The organism is Methylobacterium crusticola (genome assembly GCF_003574465.1).
Classification (GTDB): domain Bacteria; phylum Pseudomonadota; class Alphaproteobacteria; order Rhizobiales; family Beijerinckiaceae; genus Methylobacterium; species Methylobacterium crusticola.
Genome location: NZ_QOWC01000005.1, coordinates 15,287 through 30,946, shown reverse-complemented (window position 1 = coordinate 30,946; position 15,660 = coordinate 15,287). Strand labels below are relative to the sequence as shown.

General features: G+C 73.5%; 17 protein-coding genes. 5 read left to right on the top strand and 12 right to left on the bottom strand.

The window, feature by feature from the left end:
- Window positions 1-156 precede the first annotated feature (156 nt).
- Window positions 157-1,968 carry an NADPH-dependent assimilatory sulfite reductase hemoprotein subunit gene (locus DT057_RS08165; protein WP_128561589.1) on the top strand — a complete coding sequence of 604 codons (1,812 nt, stop codon included), beginning with the start codon at window positions 157-159 and terminating at the stop codon, window positions 1,966-1,968.
- Between the two features lie 74 nt (window positions 1,969-2,042).
- On the opposite strand, the gene DT057_RS08160 is transcribed toward DT057_RS08165, so the two are convergent.
- Entirely contained in the window at window positions 2,043-2,606 is a 564-nt protein-coding gene (locus tag DT057_RS08160) for a glutathione peroxidase (protein WP_128561588.1), read from the bottom strand.
- A 241-nt stretch (window positions 2,607-2,847) separates the two neighbouring features.
- Here DT057_RS08160 and DT057_RS08155 point away from each other — a divergent pair, with 241 nt between their 5' ends.
- Both DT057_RS08155 and DT057_RS08150 read left to right on the top strand, forming a co-directional pair.
- Window positions 2,848-3,045, top strand: coding sequence for a hypothetical protein (locus DT057_RS08155; RefSeq protein ID WP_128561587.1), 198 nt, complete (start codon window positions 2,848-2,850; stop codon window positions 3,043-3,045).
- Window positions 3,046-3,174: 129 nt separating this feature from the next.
- Window positions 3,175-3,804, top strand: coding sequence for a TetR/AcrR family transcriptional regulator (locus tag DT057_RS08150; protein WP_128561586.1), 630 nt, complete (start codon window positions 3,175-3,177; stop codon window positions 3,802-3,804).
- Between the two features lie 110 nt (window positions 3,805-3,914).
- On the opposite strand, the gene DT057_RS08145 is transcribed toward DT057_RS08150, so the two are convergent.
- The 3 genes from DT057_RS08145 to DT057_RS08135 form a co-directional block, all read right to left on the bottom strand.
- Window positions 3,915-4,700, bottom strand: a complete 786-nt coding sequence (locus DT057_RS08145; protein WP_128561585.1) for a Bax inhibitor-1/YccA family protein — start codon at window positions 4,698-4,700, stop codon at window positions 3,915-3,917.
- A gap of 199 nt (window positions 4,701-4,899) precedes the next feature.
- Window positions 4,900-7,491 (bottom strand): ABC transporter permease, encoded by a 2,592-nt coding sequence (locus tag DT057_RS08140; protein ID WP_128561584.1) that lies wholly within the window; start codon window positions 7,489-7,491, stop codon window positions 4,900-4,902.
- An 18-nt stretch (window positions 7,492-7,509) separates the two neighbouring features.
- Complete coding sequence (locus tag DT057_RS08135; RefSeq protein ID WP_128561583.1) at window positions 7,510-8,205, bottom strand: ABC transporter ATP-binding protein; 696 nt, start codon at window positions 8,203-8,205, stop codon at window positions 7,510-7,512.
- A 172-nt stretch (window positions 8,206-8,377) separates the two neighbouring features.
- Here DT057_RS08135 and DT057_RS08130 point away from each other — a divergent pair, with 172 nt between their 5' ends.
- Both DT057_RS08130 and thpR read left to right on the top strand, forming a co-directional pair.
- Window positions 8,378-8,983, top strand: a complete 606-nt coding sequence (locus DT057_RS08130; RefSeq protein WP_238312649.1) for an arylesterase — start codon at window positions 8,378-8,380, stop codon at window positions 8,981-8,983.
- A gap of 33 nt (window positions 8,984-9,016) precedes the next feature.
- The gene (gene thpR, locus DT057_RS08125) at window positions 9,017-9,580 is read left to right on the top strand and encodes an RNA 2',3'-cyclic phosphodiesterase (protein ID WP_128561581.1); all 564 of its coding nucleotides are present in this window, start codon (window positions 9,017-9,019) and stop codon (window positions 9,578-9,580) included.
- Window positions 9,581-9,622: 42 nt separating this feature from the next.
- On the opposite strand, the gene coaA is transcribed toward thpR, so the two are convergent.
- From coaA to DT057_RS08085, 8 genes are all read right to left on the bottom strand, one after another.
- Window positions 9,623-10,624, bottom strand: a complete 1,002-nt coding sequence (gene coaA / locus DT057_RS08120; RefSeq protein ID WP_128561580.1) for a type I pantothenate kinase — start codon at window positions 10,622-10,624, stop codon at window positions 9,623-9,625.
- A complete protein-coding gene (locus DT057_RS08115; RefSeq protein ID WP_128561579.1) occupies window positions 10,621-10,944 on the bottom strand; it encodes a phosphoribosyl-ATP diphosphatase in 324 nt (107 codons plus the stop codon). Before DT057_RS08115 ends, coaA begins: the two co-directional genes overlap by 4 nt.
- 63 nt (window positions 10,945-11,007) lie before the next feature.
- A complete protein-coding gene (gene hisF / locus DT057_RS08110) occupies window positions 11,008-11,784 on the bottom strand; it encodes an imidazole glycerol phosphate synthase subunit HisF (protein WP_128561578.1) in 777 nt (258 codons plus the stop codon).
- A gap of 48 nt (window positions 11,785-11,832) precedes the next feature.
- Complete coding sequence (hisA, locus tag DT057_RS08105; RefSeq protein WP_128561577.1) at window positions 11,833-12,588, bottom strand: 1-(5-phosphoribosyl)-5-[(5-phosphoribosylamino)methylideneamino]imidazole-4-carboxamide isomerase; 756 nt, start codon at window positions 12,586-12,588, stop codon at window positions 11,833-11,835.
- A 44-nt stretch (window positions 12,589-12,632) separates the two neighbouring features.
- Entirely contained in the window at window positions 12,633-13,292 is a 660-nt protein-coding gene (gene hisH / locus DT057_RS08100) for an imidazole glycerol phosphate synthase subunit HisH (protein WP_128561576.1), read from the bottom strand.
- Window positions 13,293-13,365: 73 nt separating this feature from the next.
- On the bottom strand, window positions 13,366-13,857 hold the full coding sequence (locus tag DT057_RS08095; RefSeq protein WP_128561575.1) for a DUF2628 domain-containing protein: 492 nt from the start codon (window positions 13,855-13,857) through the stop codon (window positions 13,366-13,368).
- A 64-nt stretch (window positions 13,858-13,921) separates the two neighbouring features.
- Window positions 13,922-14,524: an imidazoleglycerol-phosphate dehydratase HisB gene (gene hisB, locus DT057_RS08090; RefSeq protein ID WP_128561574.1), complete on the bottom strand. Its 603-nt coding sequence runs from the start codon at window positions 14,522-14,524 to the stop codon at window positions 13,922-13,924.
- Window positions 14,525-14,598: 74 nt separating this feature from the next.
- On the bottom strand, window positions 14,599-15,474 hold the full coding sequence (locus DT057_RS08085) for an S-methyl-5'-thioadenosine phosphorylase (RefSeq protein ID WP_128561573.1): 876 nt from the start codon (window positions 15,472-15,474) through the stop codon (window positions 14,599-14,601).
- Window positions 15,475-15,660: the final 186 nt, after the last annotated feature.

The window sequence follows — 15,660 nt, the reverse complement described above, 5'->3', positions numbered from 1 at the left end:
GATCCCGGCCGGCCGCTTCCCCGCGGAGCACCGCCCGCCGGCCGCGCCCCTCCCGCCCCCGCGAGAGGGGTTCCCCGCACCTCACCCGGCTCCGCCCGGGGCCGAGGGCCGGGGCCGCCCCCCGCCCTGCCTTGGGGCGACCGAACGGACACCACGATGGCCAACCGCGAGACCGCCGACACCCCCGCCGACCGCGCCTACGAGACGCCGCCGACCGAGCGCCCGATCACCGACGCGGAGGCGGCCAGGGCCGCCAAGCTCTCGGCCAACGAGCACATCAAGATCGCCAGCGGCTACCTCCGCGGCACCCTGGCGGCGGGGCTGCTCAAGAACGCCACGGGCGCGATCTCGGACGATGACGGGCAGCTCGTGAAGTTCCACGGGATGTACCTGCAGGACGACCGCGACCTCCGGGCCGAGCGCACCCGCAAGAAGCTCGACAAGGCCTACGCGTTCATGATCCGCCTGCGCATCGCCGGCGGGGTGGTGACGCCCAAGCAGTGGCTGGTGCTCGACGACATCGCCCGCACCTACGCCAACGGCACCCTGCGGGCGACGACGCGGCAGACCTTCCAGTACCACGGCGTCATCAAGTCGAACCTGAAGCGCACGATGGCGGCGATCGACGGGGCGCTGCTCGACACCATCGCGGCCTGCGGCGACGTCAACCGCAACGTGATGGCGGCGACGAACCCGGCCCAGACCGGCGCCCACGCGGCCGCCTACGAGCTCGCCCGGACGATCTCCGATTCGCTCCTCCCGAAGACGAGTGCCTGGCGGGAGATCTGGCTCGACGGCGAGCGCGTCGTCGGCGGCGAGGACGCGGCCGAGGTCGAGCCCGTCTACGGGAAGACCTACCTGCCCCGGAAGTTCAAGACGATCGTGGCGGTGCCGCCCTCGAACGAGGTCGACGTCTTCGCGCACGACCTCGGCTTCATCGCCATCCTGGACCGGAAGAACCGGCTGACGGGCTGGAACGTCACGGTCGGCGGCGGCATGGGCATGACCCACGGCGAGACCGACACCTTCCCGCGCACCGCCGACGTGATGCTGTTCTGCGAGCCCGGCGACGCCCTCAAGGTCGCCGAGGCGGTGATGACCGTCCAGCGCGACTGGGGCAACCGCACGGTGCGCAAGAACGCACGCCTGAAGTACACGATCGAGCGCTACGGCCTCAAAGCCTTCCGGGCCGAGGTCGAGCGGCGGATCGGCCGGGCCTTCAAGGACCCGAAGCCGTTCCGGTTCGAGGGCAACGGCGACCGCTACGGCTGGGTCGAGGGCGAGGACGGCCGCCACCACCTGACCCTCTACGTCGCCTCCGGCCGCATCAAGGACGTCCCGGACGGCCCGCAGATCCTCTCGGGCCTGCGCCGGATCGCCGAGGTGCATCAGGGCGACTTCCGCCTGACCGGCAACCAGAACGTCATCGTCGCCAACGTGCCGGCCGATCGCAAGGCGGAGATCGACGCCCTCGTGGCGGAGTACGGCCTCGCCACGGGCGCCGGGGCGCTGCGCCGCAACAGCCTCGCCTGCGTCGCCCTGCCGACCTGCGGGCTGGCGCTCGCCGAGAGCGAGCGCTACCTGCCGGACCTCGTGGGCGAGCTCGAGGCGAGCCTCGCGGCGCACGGCCTCGCCGAGGACGAGATCACGATCCGGATGACCGGCTGCCCCAACGGCTGCGCCCGGCCCTACATCGCCGAGATCGGCCTCGTCGGCCGCGGGCCCGAGCGCTACAACCTCTACCTCGGCGCCGCCTTCGACGGCTCGCGCCTCGGCAAGCTCTACGCCGGCGACCTGCCGGCGGCGCAGATCCGCGCGACCCTGGACCCGCTGTTCGCGGCCTACGCCCGGGAGCGCCGGGCCGGCGAGCGCTTCGGCGACTTCCTGGTCCGCGCCGGGCACGTCGAGCGGACCGTCAACGGGCCGGACTTCCACGACCGCACGGGCCCGCAGCGGGCAGTGGCGTAGGCCGCCGGCGGCGCGCCCGCCGACGTCCCGGGAGACGGCGCCCCGGGGGATGTCGGCGCGGCGCGGGCCCGGCCTCAGGCGGCGTCGAGCTCCCGCACGATCGCCGCGATGACCCGCGAATCCGTCGGCTCGACCGGCGTGGCGAAGCTCGCGGCGAGGTGGCCGTCCCGGCCGACCAGGTACTTGTGGAAGTTCCAGCGCGGCGTCTCGGCCGGCTTCTCGGCGGCGGCCCAGCGGTAGAACGGGTGCGCGTTCGGCCCCGTGACGGCGGTCTTCATCACGACCGGGAACGTGACGCCGTGGGTCTTGCGCGCCGCCTCCGCGATGGCCTCACCGTCAAGGGGCTCCTGGTGGCCGAAATCGCCGGACGGCACGGCGATCACCGTCAGGCCGCGCGGGCCGAAGCGGGTCCAGAGCTGCTGCAGGCCGGAGAATTGCGGGGCGTAGCCGCAGGCCGTCGCGGTGTTCACGACCAGGACCGGCTTGCCCGCGAGGTCGGCGAGGTTGAGCCGGCGCCCGTCGGCCTCCTCGAAGCCGAAGGCCGCGGCGGTGGCGGAGCTCTGGAGCGGCGCGGCCCGGGCGGGCAGCAGCGCGAGGCTCCCGAGCAGCGCCAGGGCCTCGCGGCGAGCGACGGGCATGGGCGGGCCTCCTCGTTGCGGCGGTGAGTCCTGCGACCATCGCGCGCGCGCGTCGCCTCCGCAAGCCCGCGCGATGCCGCCCCTGCGCGCCGGTCGCGACGCCGCAGCGGCCGGGCCCGCGCGGGCCCGACGTCCCGCTGAATATGCTCAAGCTTAGAACCCGGCCGCAAAGTCCGGGCGACCTTCTTGAACTTTCTCTCCGGGGCCACGTTGATGCACGACGCAGGACAGGGAGAGGAACGTGGCCAAGCACGAGATCCTGGATTACTTCGAGCACCGTCGCGACGGCGCCTGGGTCTGCACCAAGGCCTTCACGCTGACGACGCGCCGGGAGAGCGTGCCGATCCGGCAGGGCATGCGCTTCGATTACGGCAGCAAGATCGGGGGCATCGATCTTGCCGAATACCTGGAACAACTCGGCTCGCAGTTCGGCTCGTGACCGGCTGACGCGCGCCCCGGCGCGCGTCGCGGCCGGATTTGAGGCGAAGGTGACGCAGATGCCACACCGGCGCGGAACCTGCATCGGGCCCTTTTAACCCCGAACCGATCGGCACTATAGGCTCTGCCGATGATCCCTGCCCTGTCCGTACCTCCGCCGATCGAGGAGACCGCCCCCAACACGCGTTGCCGGATTCTGGCCACGGCGGAGCGCTTCTTCCGCGAGATCGGCTACCAGAAGACGACGGTGGCGGACATCGCCAAGACGCTGAGGATGAGCCCCGCCAACGTCTACCGATTCTTCGATTCGAAGAAGGCGATCAACGAGGCGGTGGTCGAGCGCCTGATCGGCGAGGTCGAGGCGAAGATCGCCGCCATCGCGGGCCGGCCCGGCGACAGCGCCGAGATCCGCCTGCGCGAGGTCATCGCGTTGCTGCATCGCGACGCCGCCGGCCGCTTCACGGCGCATCCGCGGATGCACGAGATGATCGAGGCGGCCATGTCCGAGAGCTGGAACGTCTGCCGCCACCACGTCGACCGCATCACCGCGGTGCTGGAGCGGGTGATCGCGGACGGGGTCGACCGGGGCGAGTTCGCGGTGCCCGACGCCGCGGTGGCGGCGCGCTGCGTCCACACGGCCATCCTGCGCTTCTGTCACCCGGTCCTGGTGGTGCAGTGCCCGGAGGATTTCGTGCCCGCCCTCGACGCCATGATCGAGTTCCTGCTCGGCGCCCTGCGGGCGCAGCGGCAGGCCTGCTGACTGTTCTGAGACGTCGAACGACGAGACGCCCCGGGCCGCGAGGGTCCGGGGCGTCTCGTCGTTCGCGAAGGGGCGCCGGGTCGACACTGCGACCCGGCGCCCCGCCGTCCTTAGTTGTTCCGGTTGCCCATCAGCGAGAGCAGGAACTGGAACATGTTGATGAAGTCGAGGTAGAGCGTCAGAGCACCGACCACCGAGACCTTCGCCGCGGTCTCGCCGTCGAAGTTGCCGTAGACGTACATCTCCTTGAGCTTCTGCGTGTCGTAGGCGGTCAGCCCGGCGAAGATCAGCACGCCGATCGCCGAGATGGCGAATTGCAGCGCGCTCGACGCCAGGAAGATGTTCACCAGGCTCGCGATGACGAGGCCGATCAGGCCCATCATCAGGAACGAGCCCATGCCCGACAGGCTGCGGCTCGTCGTGTAGCCGTAGAGGCTAAGACCCGCGAAGGCCGCCGCCGTGATGAAGAACACCTGCACCACGCTCGCGCCGGTGTAGACCAGCAGGATCGTGGACAGCGACGCCCCCATCACCGCCGCGAAGGCGAAGAAGGTGGTGCGCGCGGAGGCAGCCGACATCCGCTCCATCCGCATCGAGAAGACGAAGATGAAGGCGAGCGGGGCCAGCATCACCAGCCACTTGAAGGGGCTGGCGTACATGAACTGGCCGAAGGGCGTCAGGGCGAGCCGCCCCGCGCCCGTCTTGGTGACGGCCGCCATGTTGATGCCAAGTGCGACGAGCCCGGAGATGCCCAGGCCGACGATCATGTTGTTGTAGACGCCCAGCATGAACGCGCGCAGGCCCTGGTCGACCTCGACCTGGCTGCGGGCGTAGCCCGTGGGGGCTCCGTAACCGCTCGCGCCGCCCTGCCGGAACGGGCTGTTCTCGAATGCCATGGGAGATTCCTTCGGAAGCTCTCTAGCGTGGATGTTCCAATAGCGAGGCTCTCACGCGACCCTCGGACGCCGTGGCGTCGTGGGCAGAATATGTGAGCCTCGGCCGTCGCGCACAAGAGCGTCGTCCCGGCCCGAGGCGGGGACATCGGCCGAAAATGGCAGGTCCATCCGCCGCAGGGATGAGGAAGGATTAAAACCCCTACAGGTTTCGTAGGTACGAGGCCGGCTTCTGACCCAGGATCCGCCAAGTGCCGGCGAGTCCGAGCCCGACCGCCACCACCACCGCCAGGACCGCGGCGAGCACCGCGCCCGCGAGGTCGGGCACGAAGTCGAGCCGCATCACCCGGGTGACGATCACCCAGCCGGCGAGCGTACCGGCCCCGAGGCCGAACAGCGCGGTCGCGAGCCCCAGGGCGCCGTACTCGATCGTGTAGGCGGCGAGCAGCCGGGCCCGCGTCGCGCCCAGCGTCTTCAGCACCACGGCGTCGTAGAGCCGGGCCCGGTGTCCCGCCGCCAGGGCCCCGGCCAGCACGAACAGGCTCGCCACCAGGGCGACGGCGCTCGCCCCCCGGATCGCCAGGACGAGCTTGCCGACGAGGTCGTTCACGGCGTCGAGGGCGTCCTTGACCCGGACGCTGCTCACGGACGGGAACCGGAGGGCGGCGTCGCGCAGGATGCGGGCCTCGATGCCGGCATCCGGCCCCTCGGGCAGGGTCAGGGTGGCAAGGTCGGCGTGGGGCGCGCCCCGGAAGGTGCCGGGGGAGAACACCATCACGAAGTTGATGCCGAGGGAGCGCCACTCGACGTGGCGCAGGTTGGCGATCGCGACCGTGAGGCTGCGGCCGAGCACGTTGACCGTGACGGTGTCGCCGACCTTGAGGCCGAGGCTGCGGCCGAGCTGGTCGTCGAAGGAGACGAGGGGCGTCGCGGCCTGCGCGGGCGTCCACCACGCGCCCTGCGTGATGCGGGAGCCCTCCGGCAGGTCCTCCGCGTAGGTGATGCCGCGGTCGCCGTCGAGCACCCAGGCGGCGTCCTCGGCGGCCTTGATCTGGCCGGCCGGCACGCCGTTGAGGGCCGTGATCCGCCCCCGCATCATCGGCACCCGCTCGATCTTGCCCTGCGGGGCGGCGGCGCCGAGGAACTGGTCGAAGGCCGCCGCGTCGCGGCTCGGGATGTCGAGGAAGAACAGGCTCGGGGCCCGCGCGGGCAGCGAGCGGGTGAGCGTGCGGGTGATGTTGGCGTCGATCACGCTCAAGGTGACGAGGAGCGTGATGCCGAGCCCGAGCGAGAGCACGATCGAGGGCGTCAGGGCGCCCGGCCGGTGCAGGTTCGCGAGGGCGAGGCGCGGGGCCGGCCTCTGCGGGCGCGGCAGGCGCCGCGCGAGCGCCATCAGGCCGGTGCCGACGAGGCGCAGGAGCCCGAAGGCGAGGCCCGCCGCCGCGATGAAGATCAGCGCCACGCCGCGGTCGAAGGCCGTCGTGAGGGCGAGCGCCACGAGGCCGGCGAGGGCGGCGCCCAGGATCGCGAGGTAGCGCGTCCTCGGCCGGCGCCGGTCGGGATCGACCGCGTCCCGGAACAGGCCGGAGACGGCGATGTCGTGGGCGCGGCCGAGCGGACCGATCGCGAAGGCGAGGGCGGTGAGCACGCCGTAGGCGGCCGCCACCAGCAGCTCGCCGGGCGCCAGCCTCGGGTCGAGCGGCAGCGGCAGCACCGCGCCGAAGGCCGCCTGGAGCGCGAAGGGCAGCACCGCCCCGACCGCGAGGCCGACGGCGATGCCGAGGCCGGCGATCAGCATCACCTGGGTCAGGTAGAGCGCCACCACCTGCCCGCCCGGCGCCCCGAGGCTCTTGAGGGTCGCGATCGAGGGGCGCTTGCGGTCGACGAAGGCCCGCACGGCGTTCGCCACGCCGACGCCGCCCACCATCAGGGCGGTCAGGCCGACCAGGGTCAGGAACTGGGTGAAGCGCTCGACGCTGCGGGAGAAGCGCGGATCGGCGTTGAGGCGCGAGCGCACCTCCCAGCCCGCGTCCGGCAGCGCGCTCCGGGCCTCGGCCATCACGGCCTCGACTTTCGCGTCGGAGGCGTCGGGGAGTTGCAGGCGATAGACCCAGCGGTTGAGGCTGCCGGGCTGGACCAGGCCGGAGGCCCGCAGGGCCTCGGTCGACACGAGCAGGCGCGGCCCGAAGCCGATCCCGTTGGCGATCTTGTCGGGCTCGCCCACGAGGGCGGCGCGCAGCACGATCTGGGCCGCGCCGATGCTCAGGCGGTCGCCGGTCGTGAGGCCGAGCCGCGCCAGGAGCGCCGGATCGGCCACGGCCCCGTACGTGCCGTCGCGGGCCGCGAACAGGTCGGCGCGCGGCAGCGGCGGATCGGTCGCGAGGTCGCCGAGCACCGGGTAGTCCGGCCCGACCGCCTTCAGCTCGACGAGGGCCGCGCCCTTGTCCCCCGCCACCGCCATGGCGCGGGTGAAGGCCACCACCGAGAGGGCGCCCCGGGCCTCCAGGAAGGCCCGCTCCTGCGGGCTCGCCTCCCGGTGGATCAGCCCGAAGGTGACGTCGCCGCCGAGGATGCGCCGTCCCTCCCGGCCGAGCCCCTCCGTGAGGGAGCGCGACAGCGAGGCGACGCCCGCGATGGCGGCGACGCCGAGGGCGATGCAGGCGAGGAAGACCGCGAAGCCGCGCACCCCCCCGCGCAGCTCGCGCAAGGCCAGCCGCAGGATGAGCGGCAGGCGCCAGGGCCGTCCGGCCTCCCGGCGGGGCTCGGCACCGATGGTGGGCAGGCTTCCGTGCATCGCCTCAGGCTGCCTTTCTCAGACGGGGACCGCCGCCTCGACGAGCCCGGAGCGCAGCCGGACCGTGCGGTCGCAGAGGCGCGCGAGGCCGGGATCGTGGGTGACCAGCACCAGGGTGGCGCCGCGGTCGCGCTTCAGGGCGAACAGCAGCGCGATGATCTGGGCGCCGGTCGCCTCGTCGAGGTTGCCGGTCGGCTCGTCGGCGACGAGGATCGCCGGGTCGGGCGCCACCGCCCGGGCGATGGCGACGCGCTGCTGCTCGCCGCCGGAGAGCTGGGCCGGGTAATGGTGCAGCCGGTGCCCGAGGCCGACGCCGTCGAGCTCGCGGGCCGCGCGGGCATGGGCGTCCGGCGCGTCGGCGAGCTCGAGGGGCAGCGCGACGTTCTCGAGCGCCGTCATGGTCGGCACGAGGTGGAAGGACTGGAACACGATGCCGATGCGCCGGCCGCGGAAGCGCGCGAGCGCGTCCTCGTCGAGCCCCGCGAGGTCGGTGCCCTCCACCACGATGCGGCCCTTGTCCGGACGCTCCAGCCCGGCCATCGTCATCAGCAGGGTCGACTTGCCGGAGCCCGACGGCCCGACGAGCCCCACCGCCTCGCCGGCCGCGACGTCGAGGGAGATCCCCTTCAGGATGTGCACCCGCGCGGCGCCGCGGCCGAGGCTGAGATCGACGTCGTGGAGCGCGATCGCCGGTCCGGCGGCCTTGTCGGTCATGGGCTGGAGGCCGATCTCTTGGGGCGACCGAGGACGACGGCGCCGGAGGTGGGAGTTGGGACGAACTGACGAACGCGGGGATGCCGTCCGGCCCGATATGGTCCGCCGGACCCTGGACCGCCATGGTGGCCGCCTCGCGGCGCTCGCATTTCTGATCGTTTCGCTGGCGCCGATGTCCCTCCTCTCCCCCGCCCCGTCCCGCGCCGCCGACCGGCCCGTGCGGATCGTCGCCCTCGGCGACAGCCTCACGGCGGGCTACGGCCTGCCGGCCGACGCCGCCTTCCCGGTCGTGCTCGAGCGCGTCCTCAAGGCGAAGGGGCAGGCGGTCGCCGTCGCCAACGCGGGGGTCTCGGGCGATACCGCGACGGGCGGGCTCGACCGGATCGACTGGTCGGTGCCGGACGGGACCGACGGGGTCATCCTGGAGCTCGGCGCCAACGACATGCTCCGGGGCACCGACCCGGCCATGACCGAGGCGGCCCTCGAGGCGATCATCACCCGCCTCAAGGGCCGGGGCATCCCGGTGCTGCTCGCCGGCATGCGGGCGCCCCCGAATCTCGGCCCGGACTACGTGCGCCGCTTCGACGCGATCTACCCCGCCCTCGCGGCCCGGCACGGGCTGGTCCTCTACCCGTTCTTCCTCGACGGCATCGCGGGCGACCGGGGCCTCAACCTCGCGGACGGGCTGCACCCGACCCGGGCGGGCGTCGAGCGGGTGGTGGCCGGCATCGTGCCGACGGTCGAGGACTTCCTGCAGCGCCTGCGCAAGGGCCCGTGAGGGCCCGCGCGCACCTTGAGCGGAGGAGCCGCCATGCCGCGCCTGTTCACCGGGATCGAGGTCCCGCCCGAGATCGGCCTCGCGCTCGGCGGGCTGCGCGGCGGCCTGCCCGGCGCCCGCTGGGTCGAGCCGGCGGACTACCACATCACCCTGCGCTTCCTCGGCGACATCGACGACGGCCTGGCCGGGGAGGTGACGGAGGCCCTCGCCGAGGCGCGCTCCCGCCCCGCCCTGCCCGTCAGCCTCGACGGGCTCGCGAGCTTCGGGGGCGCGCGGCCGCACGCGCTCTACGCCCGGGTCGCCCCCGACCCGGCGCTCGACGACCTCCAGGCCGAGCAGGAGCGCCTGGTGCGCCGCCTCGGCCTGCGCCCGGAGACGCGCCGCTTCACCCCGCACGTGACCCTGGCGCGCCTCAGGCGCGGGACCGGGCCCGAGGCCGTGGCGGGCTACCTCGCGATGCAGCCGGTCTTCCCCCGCCTCGCCTTCACGGCGCGCCGGACGGCCCTGTACTCGGCCCGGGGCTCGGTGGGCGGCGGTCCCTACGTGGTGGAGGCGGCCTATCCCCTCGGCGAGGACGCGCTCTCGCCCGGGGCGTGACGCCCGGGCGCGCGGCCGCGCGCCGGGACCCGGCGGCCCGCCTCACAGCCGGCGCAGCGCCACGCTCTCGATGCGGTGGCTCGCGCCCTTGGCGAGGATCAGGCTCGCGCGCTGGCGCGTCGGCACGATGTTCTCGCGCAGGTTCAGGAGGTTGATGCGCGACCACAGCCCGTCCGCGATGCCGAGGGCCTCCTCCTCGCTCACCTCCGCGTACTTGCGGAAGTAGGAGAGCGGGTCCCGGAAGGCGGTGTGGCGCAGGCGCAGGAAGCGGTTGACGTACCAGCGGTGCAGGTCGTCCTCGTGGGCGTCGAGGTAGACCGAGAAGTCGAAATAGTCGGAGACGAACGGGATCGCGGTGCCGTCGCGCGGGAGCCGCGCGGGCTGGAGCACGTTCAGCCCCTCGACGATCAGGATGTCGGGGCGGTCCACCACCGTCTCCTCGCCCGCCACCACGTCGTAGACGAGGTGCGAGTAGAGCGGGGCGACGACGTGGCGCTTGCCGGCCTTGATGTCGGCGAGGAAGCGCAGGAGCAGCGGGGTGTCGTAGCTCTCCGGGAAGCCCTTGCGCTCCATGAGGCCGAGGCGGTGGAGCTCGGCGTTCGGGAACAGGAAGCCGTCCGTGGTGACGAGGTCGACCTTCGGCGTGTTGGGCCAGCGCGCGAGGAGCGCCTTCAGCACCCGGGCCGTGGTGGACTTGCCCACCGCGACCGAGCCCGCCACCCCGATGATGTAGGGCACCTTCACCTCGCGCTCGGCGAGGAGGAAGCGCTGGGTCGCCTTGAACAATCCCTGCGTCGCCGCGACGTAGAGCGAGAGCAGCCGCGACAGCGGCAGGTAGATGGCGATGACCTCCTCGAGGGAGATCGGGTCGTTGAGGGATTGCAGCCGCATCACGTCCTCGGCCGTGAGGGTGAGCGGCGTGTCGGCGCGCAGGTGCGCCCACTCGTCCCGGGCGAAGACCCGGTAGGGCGAGAGGTGGTCGGTCGCCTCGTCGAGGCTCGCGGCGAGCTCCTCCGGGCCGGCGGTGACCGGCGCCTCGCTCACGCGGGCCTCCGGGAGGCCTTCTCGGCCAGGCCGCCCTGCGCGGTGCGCCGCTCCAGCTCCGCCATCACGTCCTCCAGCGGCACGCCGCCCGCGGCCAGCAGCACGAGCAGGTGGTAGAGCACGTCGGCGGCCTCGCAGGCCAGCCCGGCCCGGTCGCCCTGCACCGCCGCGATCGCCGCCTCGACGGCCTCCTCGCCGAGCTTCTTGGCCGGGCGCGCCGGGCCGCCCGACACGAGCTTCGCCGTGTAGGAATCCTCCGGCGACGCGGCGGCGCGGCTCCGGACGATACGGTCGAGGTCGGCGAGGGTGAAGGCGGTCATGCGGCTGCCGGAAACTGCGTCTGCCGACCCTGGGGCAGGCAGGACCGGCCGGTCAAGCGGCGTTCAGGGATCGAGCCGCATCGCCAGGCCGGCCGCCGCCATGTGGGCCTTGGCCTCCGCCACGGTGTGCTGGCCGAAATGGAAGATCGAGGCCGCCAGCACGGCGCTCGCGCCGCCGTCGCGCACGCCCGCCACGAGGTCGTCGAGGCCCCCGACGCCGCCGGACGCGATCACCGGCACGCCGACCGCGTCGCTGATCGCCCGCGTCAGGCCGAGATCGTAGCCCGAGCGCATGCCGTCCCGGTCCATCGACGTCACCAGGAGCTCGCCGGCGCCCCGGGCCGTCACGGTGCGGGCGAACGCGACGGCGTCGAGGCCGGTCGGCCGGCGCCCGCCGTGGGTGAAGATCTCCCAGCGGCCCGGCTCGCCCGGGCCGGAGACGCGCTTGGCGTCGATCGCCACCACGATGCACTGGTCGCCGAACTTCTCCGCCGCCGCCGCCACGAAGTCGGGGTCGGCGACCGCCGCGGTGTTGATCGAGACCTTGTCGGCGCCCGCCAGCAGGAGGGTGCGGATGTCCTCGACGCGCCGCACGCCGCCCCCCACGGTGAGGGGCATGAAGCAGGCCTCCGCGGTGCGGCTCACGGCGCCGAGGAGGATGCCGCGATCCTCGTGGCTCGCCGTGATGTCGAGGAAGCAGAGCTCGTCGGCCCCGGCGCGGTCGTAGGCCTTGGCCGCCTCGACGGGGTCGCCCGCGTCCCGCAGCGCGAGGAACTGCACGCCCTTGACGACGCGGCCGTCCTTGACGTCGAGGCAGGGGATGATGCGGGTCTTGAGCACGGGCGCTCGCTCTCTAGCGGGGACGCGGGGGGCGCGGCGTCGCCGCGGTCACGGGGCGGCCGCCTCCCGGGAGGCGCGGACCCGCGCGATGGCGGCGAGCGCCTCCTTCGGGTCGATGCGGCCGTCGTAGAGGGCGCGCCCCGTGATGGCGCCGGCGAGGCCCGCGCAGTCGGGCTCGAGGATGCGGTGCACGTCCTCGATCGACGCGAGGCCCCCGGAGGCGATGACCGGGATGCGCACGGCCCCGGCGAGCGCCAGGGTCATCGGGATGTTCAGCCCCTTGAGCACGCCGTCGCGGGCGATGTCGGTGTACACGATCGCGGCGACGCCGGCATCCTCGAAGCGCCGCCCGAGCTCCTCGGCGGTGACCGTGGACGTCTTGGCCCAGCCCTCGACCGCGACGCGGCCGTCCTTGGCGTCGATGCCGACGGCGATCCGGCCGGGGAAGCGGCGGGCGGCCTCGCGCACGAAGGCGGGATCCCGCACCGCCGCGGTGCCGATGATGATCCGGGTGACCCCCTTGGCGAGCCAGCCCTCGACGGTGCGCATCTCCCGGATGCCGCCGCCGAGCTGGACCGGGATCCCGACCCGGCCCAGGATCTCGTCGACCGCCGCGGCGTTCATCGGCGCGCCCGCGAAGGCCCCGTCGAGGTCGACGACGTGGAGCCAGGCGAAGCCCTGCTCCTCGAAGGTCGCGGCCTGCGCGGCCGGATCGTCGCTGAAGACGATCGCCTGCGCCATGTCGCCCTGCACGAGGCGGACGCAGCGCCCCTCCTTGAGATCGATGGCCGGAAACAGGATCACGCGTCGTCACCACGGGCTGGGGGTTTGCGGGGGAGGAGCGGCCCTCAGGGCCGCCAGCGCAGGAAGTTCGCGATGAGCGCGAGGCCGAGCTTCTGGCTCTTCTCGGGGTGGAACTGCGTGCCCGCGACGGTGCCGCGGGCCACCATGGCGGTGACGGGCCCGCCGTAATCGCTCGTCGCCACCACGTCGGCGGGCTCCCGGGCCGCGAGGGCGTAGCTGTGCACGAAGTAGGCGTGCAGGCCGTCGTCGCCGGTCGGGATGCCGGCGAGGAGCGGGTGGGCCCGGCGCGCCACCAGGGTGTTCCACCCCATGTGCGGCACCTTGAGGCCGGGGTCCCCGGGCGTGATCGCCGCGACGTCGCCCGGGATCCAGCCGAGGCCCGGCGTGGTCTCGTACTCGAGGCCGCGGCTCGCCAGGAGCTGCATCCCGACGCAGATGCCGAGGAAGGGCCGGCCGCGCCGTTGCGCCGCCTCGTCCATCGCCTCGACCATCCCGGACACCGCGTCGAGGCCGCGCCGGCAATCCGCGTAGGCGCCGACGCCCGGCAGCACGACCCGGTCGGCGGCCGCCACCACGGCCGGGTCCGACGTCACGGCGATGCGGGCGTCGCACTCCGCCTCACGGGCCGCGCGCTCGAACGCCTTGGCGGCGGAATGCAGGTTGCCCGATCCGTAATCGATGATGGCGACGGTTCCGGCGCTCAAAGCCGAGCCTCCCTGGTCTCTCCCGCGGCGGGGCCAGGTCCCCCGGCCGCCCGCCCGCTCACCGGCCCGCCGCTCACCGGGGCGTGTCCGCCTCGGGGAAGAGCCCGAGCGCGGGGCTGCCGGCCCGCAGGTTCGGGGGCGCGACCGGCACCGGCGGGCCGGACGCGACCCGCGCGCCGTCCCCCCTGAGCCAGCGGGCGACGAGCTTGACCTCCGCCTCCCGGGCGTCCGCGGCCGTCACGGCGTCGCGGATCGGGCGGCCGCGCCGCTCGTAGGTCCAGCGCCGCAGGGACGAGGCCTCGAGCCCGATCAGCCAGGACAGCAGGAGCGCGATCGCGAAGCCGGCGCCGGGGCTCAGGCCGAGCAGGAGCCCGGCCCCCCAGGCTGCAACCTCGGCGAGCAGAACCAGGAGGCCGGCGAGCCAGAGCCGGTGCCAGAAGAACCACAGGGCCGTGAACCAGAAGGCCGGCCAGACGAAGCCGTCCCGCACCAGCCTGGCGCGGTCGAGCGCCTCGGGCGCGCCCGGATCGTCCTCGTCGGCCATGTGCAGCGTGTAGGTCGTCATCCGCTGGTCCCCTGGCCGATCGCGGCCGCCGCCTCGTCCCCGCCCCGGAGCGGGATCCGCCGCCTCAGAGCGAGCCCTTCGTCGAGGGCACCCGGCCGCCCTCGCGGGGGTCGACCTCGACCGCCTGCCGCAAGGCACGTGCCAGTCCCTTGTAGCAGCTCTCGGCGATGTGGTGCTGGTTGTCGCCGTACAGGGTCTCGACGTGCAGGGTGATCCCGGCGTTCATCGCGAAGGCCTGGAACCACTCCCGCACGAGCTCGGTGTCGAACGCCCCGATCTTCTCCCGGGCGAAGTGCGTGCGGAAGACCAGGAACGGCCGGCCCGAGATGTCGACGGCGACCCGGGTCAGGGCCTCGTCCATGGGCAGGTGCAGGTCGGCGTAGCGGCGGATGCCGCGCTTGTCGCCGAGCGCCTGCGCGAAGGCCTGGCCGAGGGCGATGCCGCAATCCTCGGTGGTATGGTGCTGGTCGACGTGGAGGTCCCCGGTCACCGCGACGTCGAGGTCGAACAGCGCGTGCCGGGCGAGCAGCGCGAGCATGTGGTCGAGGAAGCCGACGCCGGTCGCGACCGCCGCCCGGCCGGTGCCGTCGAGCGCGAGGGCGACGCTGACGTCGGTCTCGGCCGTCCGCCGGCTGACGCGGCCGGCGCGGGGGGGAGTGTCGGTCATCGGGCCTTGGCTCGCCGGAAACGGGCTGCCTTGTTAGAAGGCAGCCCGCCGAAACGCCAGGGGGCGGCGCGGTTTTACCTGCCGAGCGCCCGCGCCAGGATCGCGTCGAGCTTCGCCATCAGGGCCGGGTCGCGGTGCTCGGGCGCCGTCATGATGGCGCCGTCGAGCGCCCGGTCGGAGCGGGCCGGGCACGGCTCGTGCTCGGCCGGGAAGTCGCGGGCGAGCCGGCTCACCAGGCGGGCGGCCTTCTCGGCGTTGGCGCGTGCGACCGCGATCACCGCCGAGACCTCGACGGCCTCGTGCTCCGGGTGCCAGCAGTCGAAGTCGGTCACCATCGCGATGGTCGCGTAGGTGATCTCCGCCTCGCGGGCGAGCTTGGCCTCAGGCATGTTGGTCATGCCGATTACGTCGTAGCCCTGGCCCTTGTAGGTCAGCGACTCGGCGTAGGAGGAGAAGTGCGGCCCCTCCATGCAGACGTAGGTGCCGCCCTTGCGCACCGCGACGCCCTCGGCCTCCGCCGCCGCCAGGATCCGCGCCTGGAGGCCCGGCCCGACCGGATGGGCCATGGAGACGTGGGCGACGCAGCCGTTCCCGAAGAACGACGAGGCCCGGCCGACGGTGCGGTCGACGAATTGGTCCACCAGCACGAACAGCCCCGGGTAGAGCTCCTGCCGGAACGACCCGCAGGCCGAGAGCGCCACGAGGTCCGTGACCCCGGCGCGCTTCAGGACGTCGATGTTCGCCCGGTAGTCGATGCCCGACGGCGAGAGCCGGTGGCCGCGGCCGTGGCGGGGGAGGAACACCACCGTGGTCTGGCCGATGCGGCCGATGCGCAGGGCGTCCGAGGGCTCGCCCCAGGGCGAGGCGACCCGCTCCTCGCGCACGTCCTCCAGGCCGGGCAGGTCGTAGACGCCCGACCCGCCGATCACCCCGAGCACTGCCTTGGCCATGTGGGCCTCCTGAGCGTCGTCCCGCGACGTCGCGGGCGCCACGAGCGAGAATGATGCGCCGTCGAGGCCGGTCCGCCGCGGGACGCCGCGGCGCGCCCGGCCTTCCGCGGTCGCGACCGGGACCGCGCAGGGCCCCCCGGAGACGGGAGGCCCGGCCGAGGGGTCTCGCGCCAGGGGCCGCGCCGT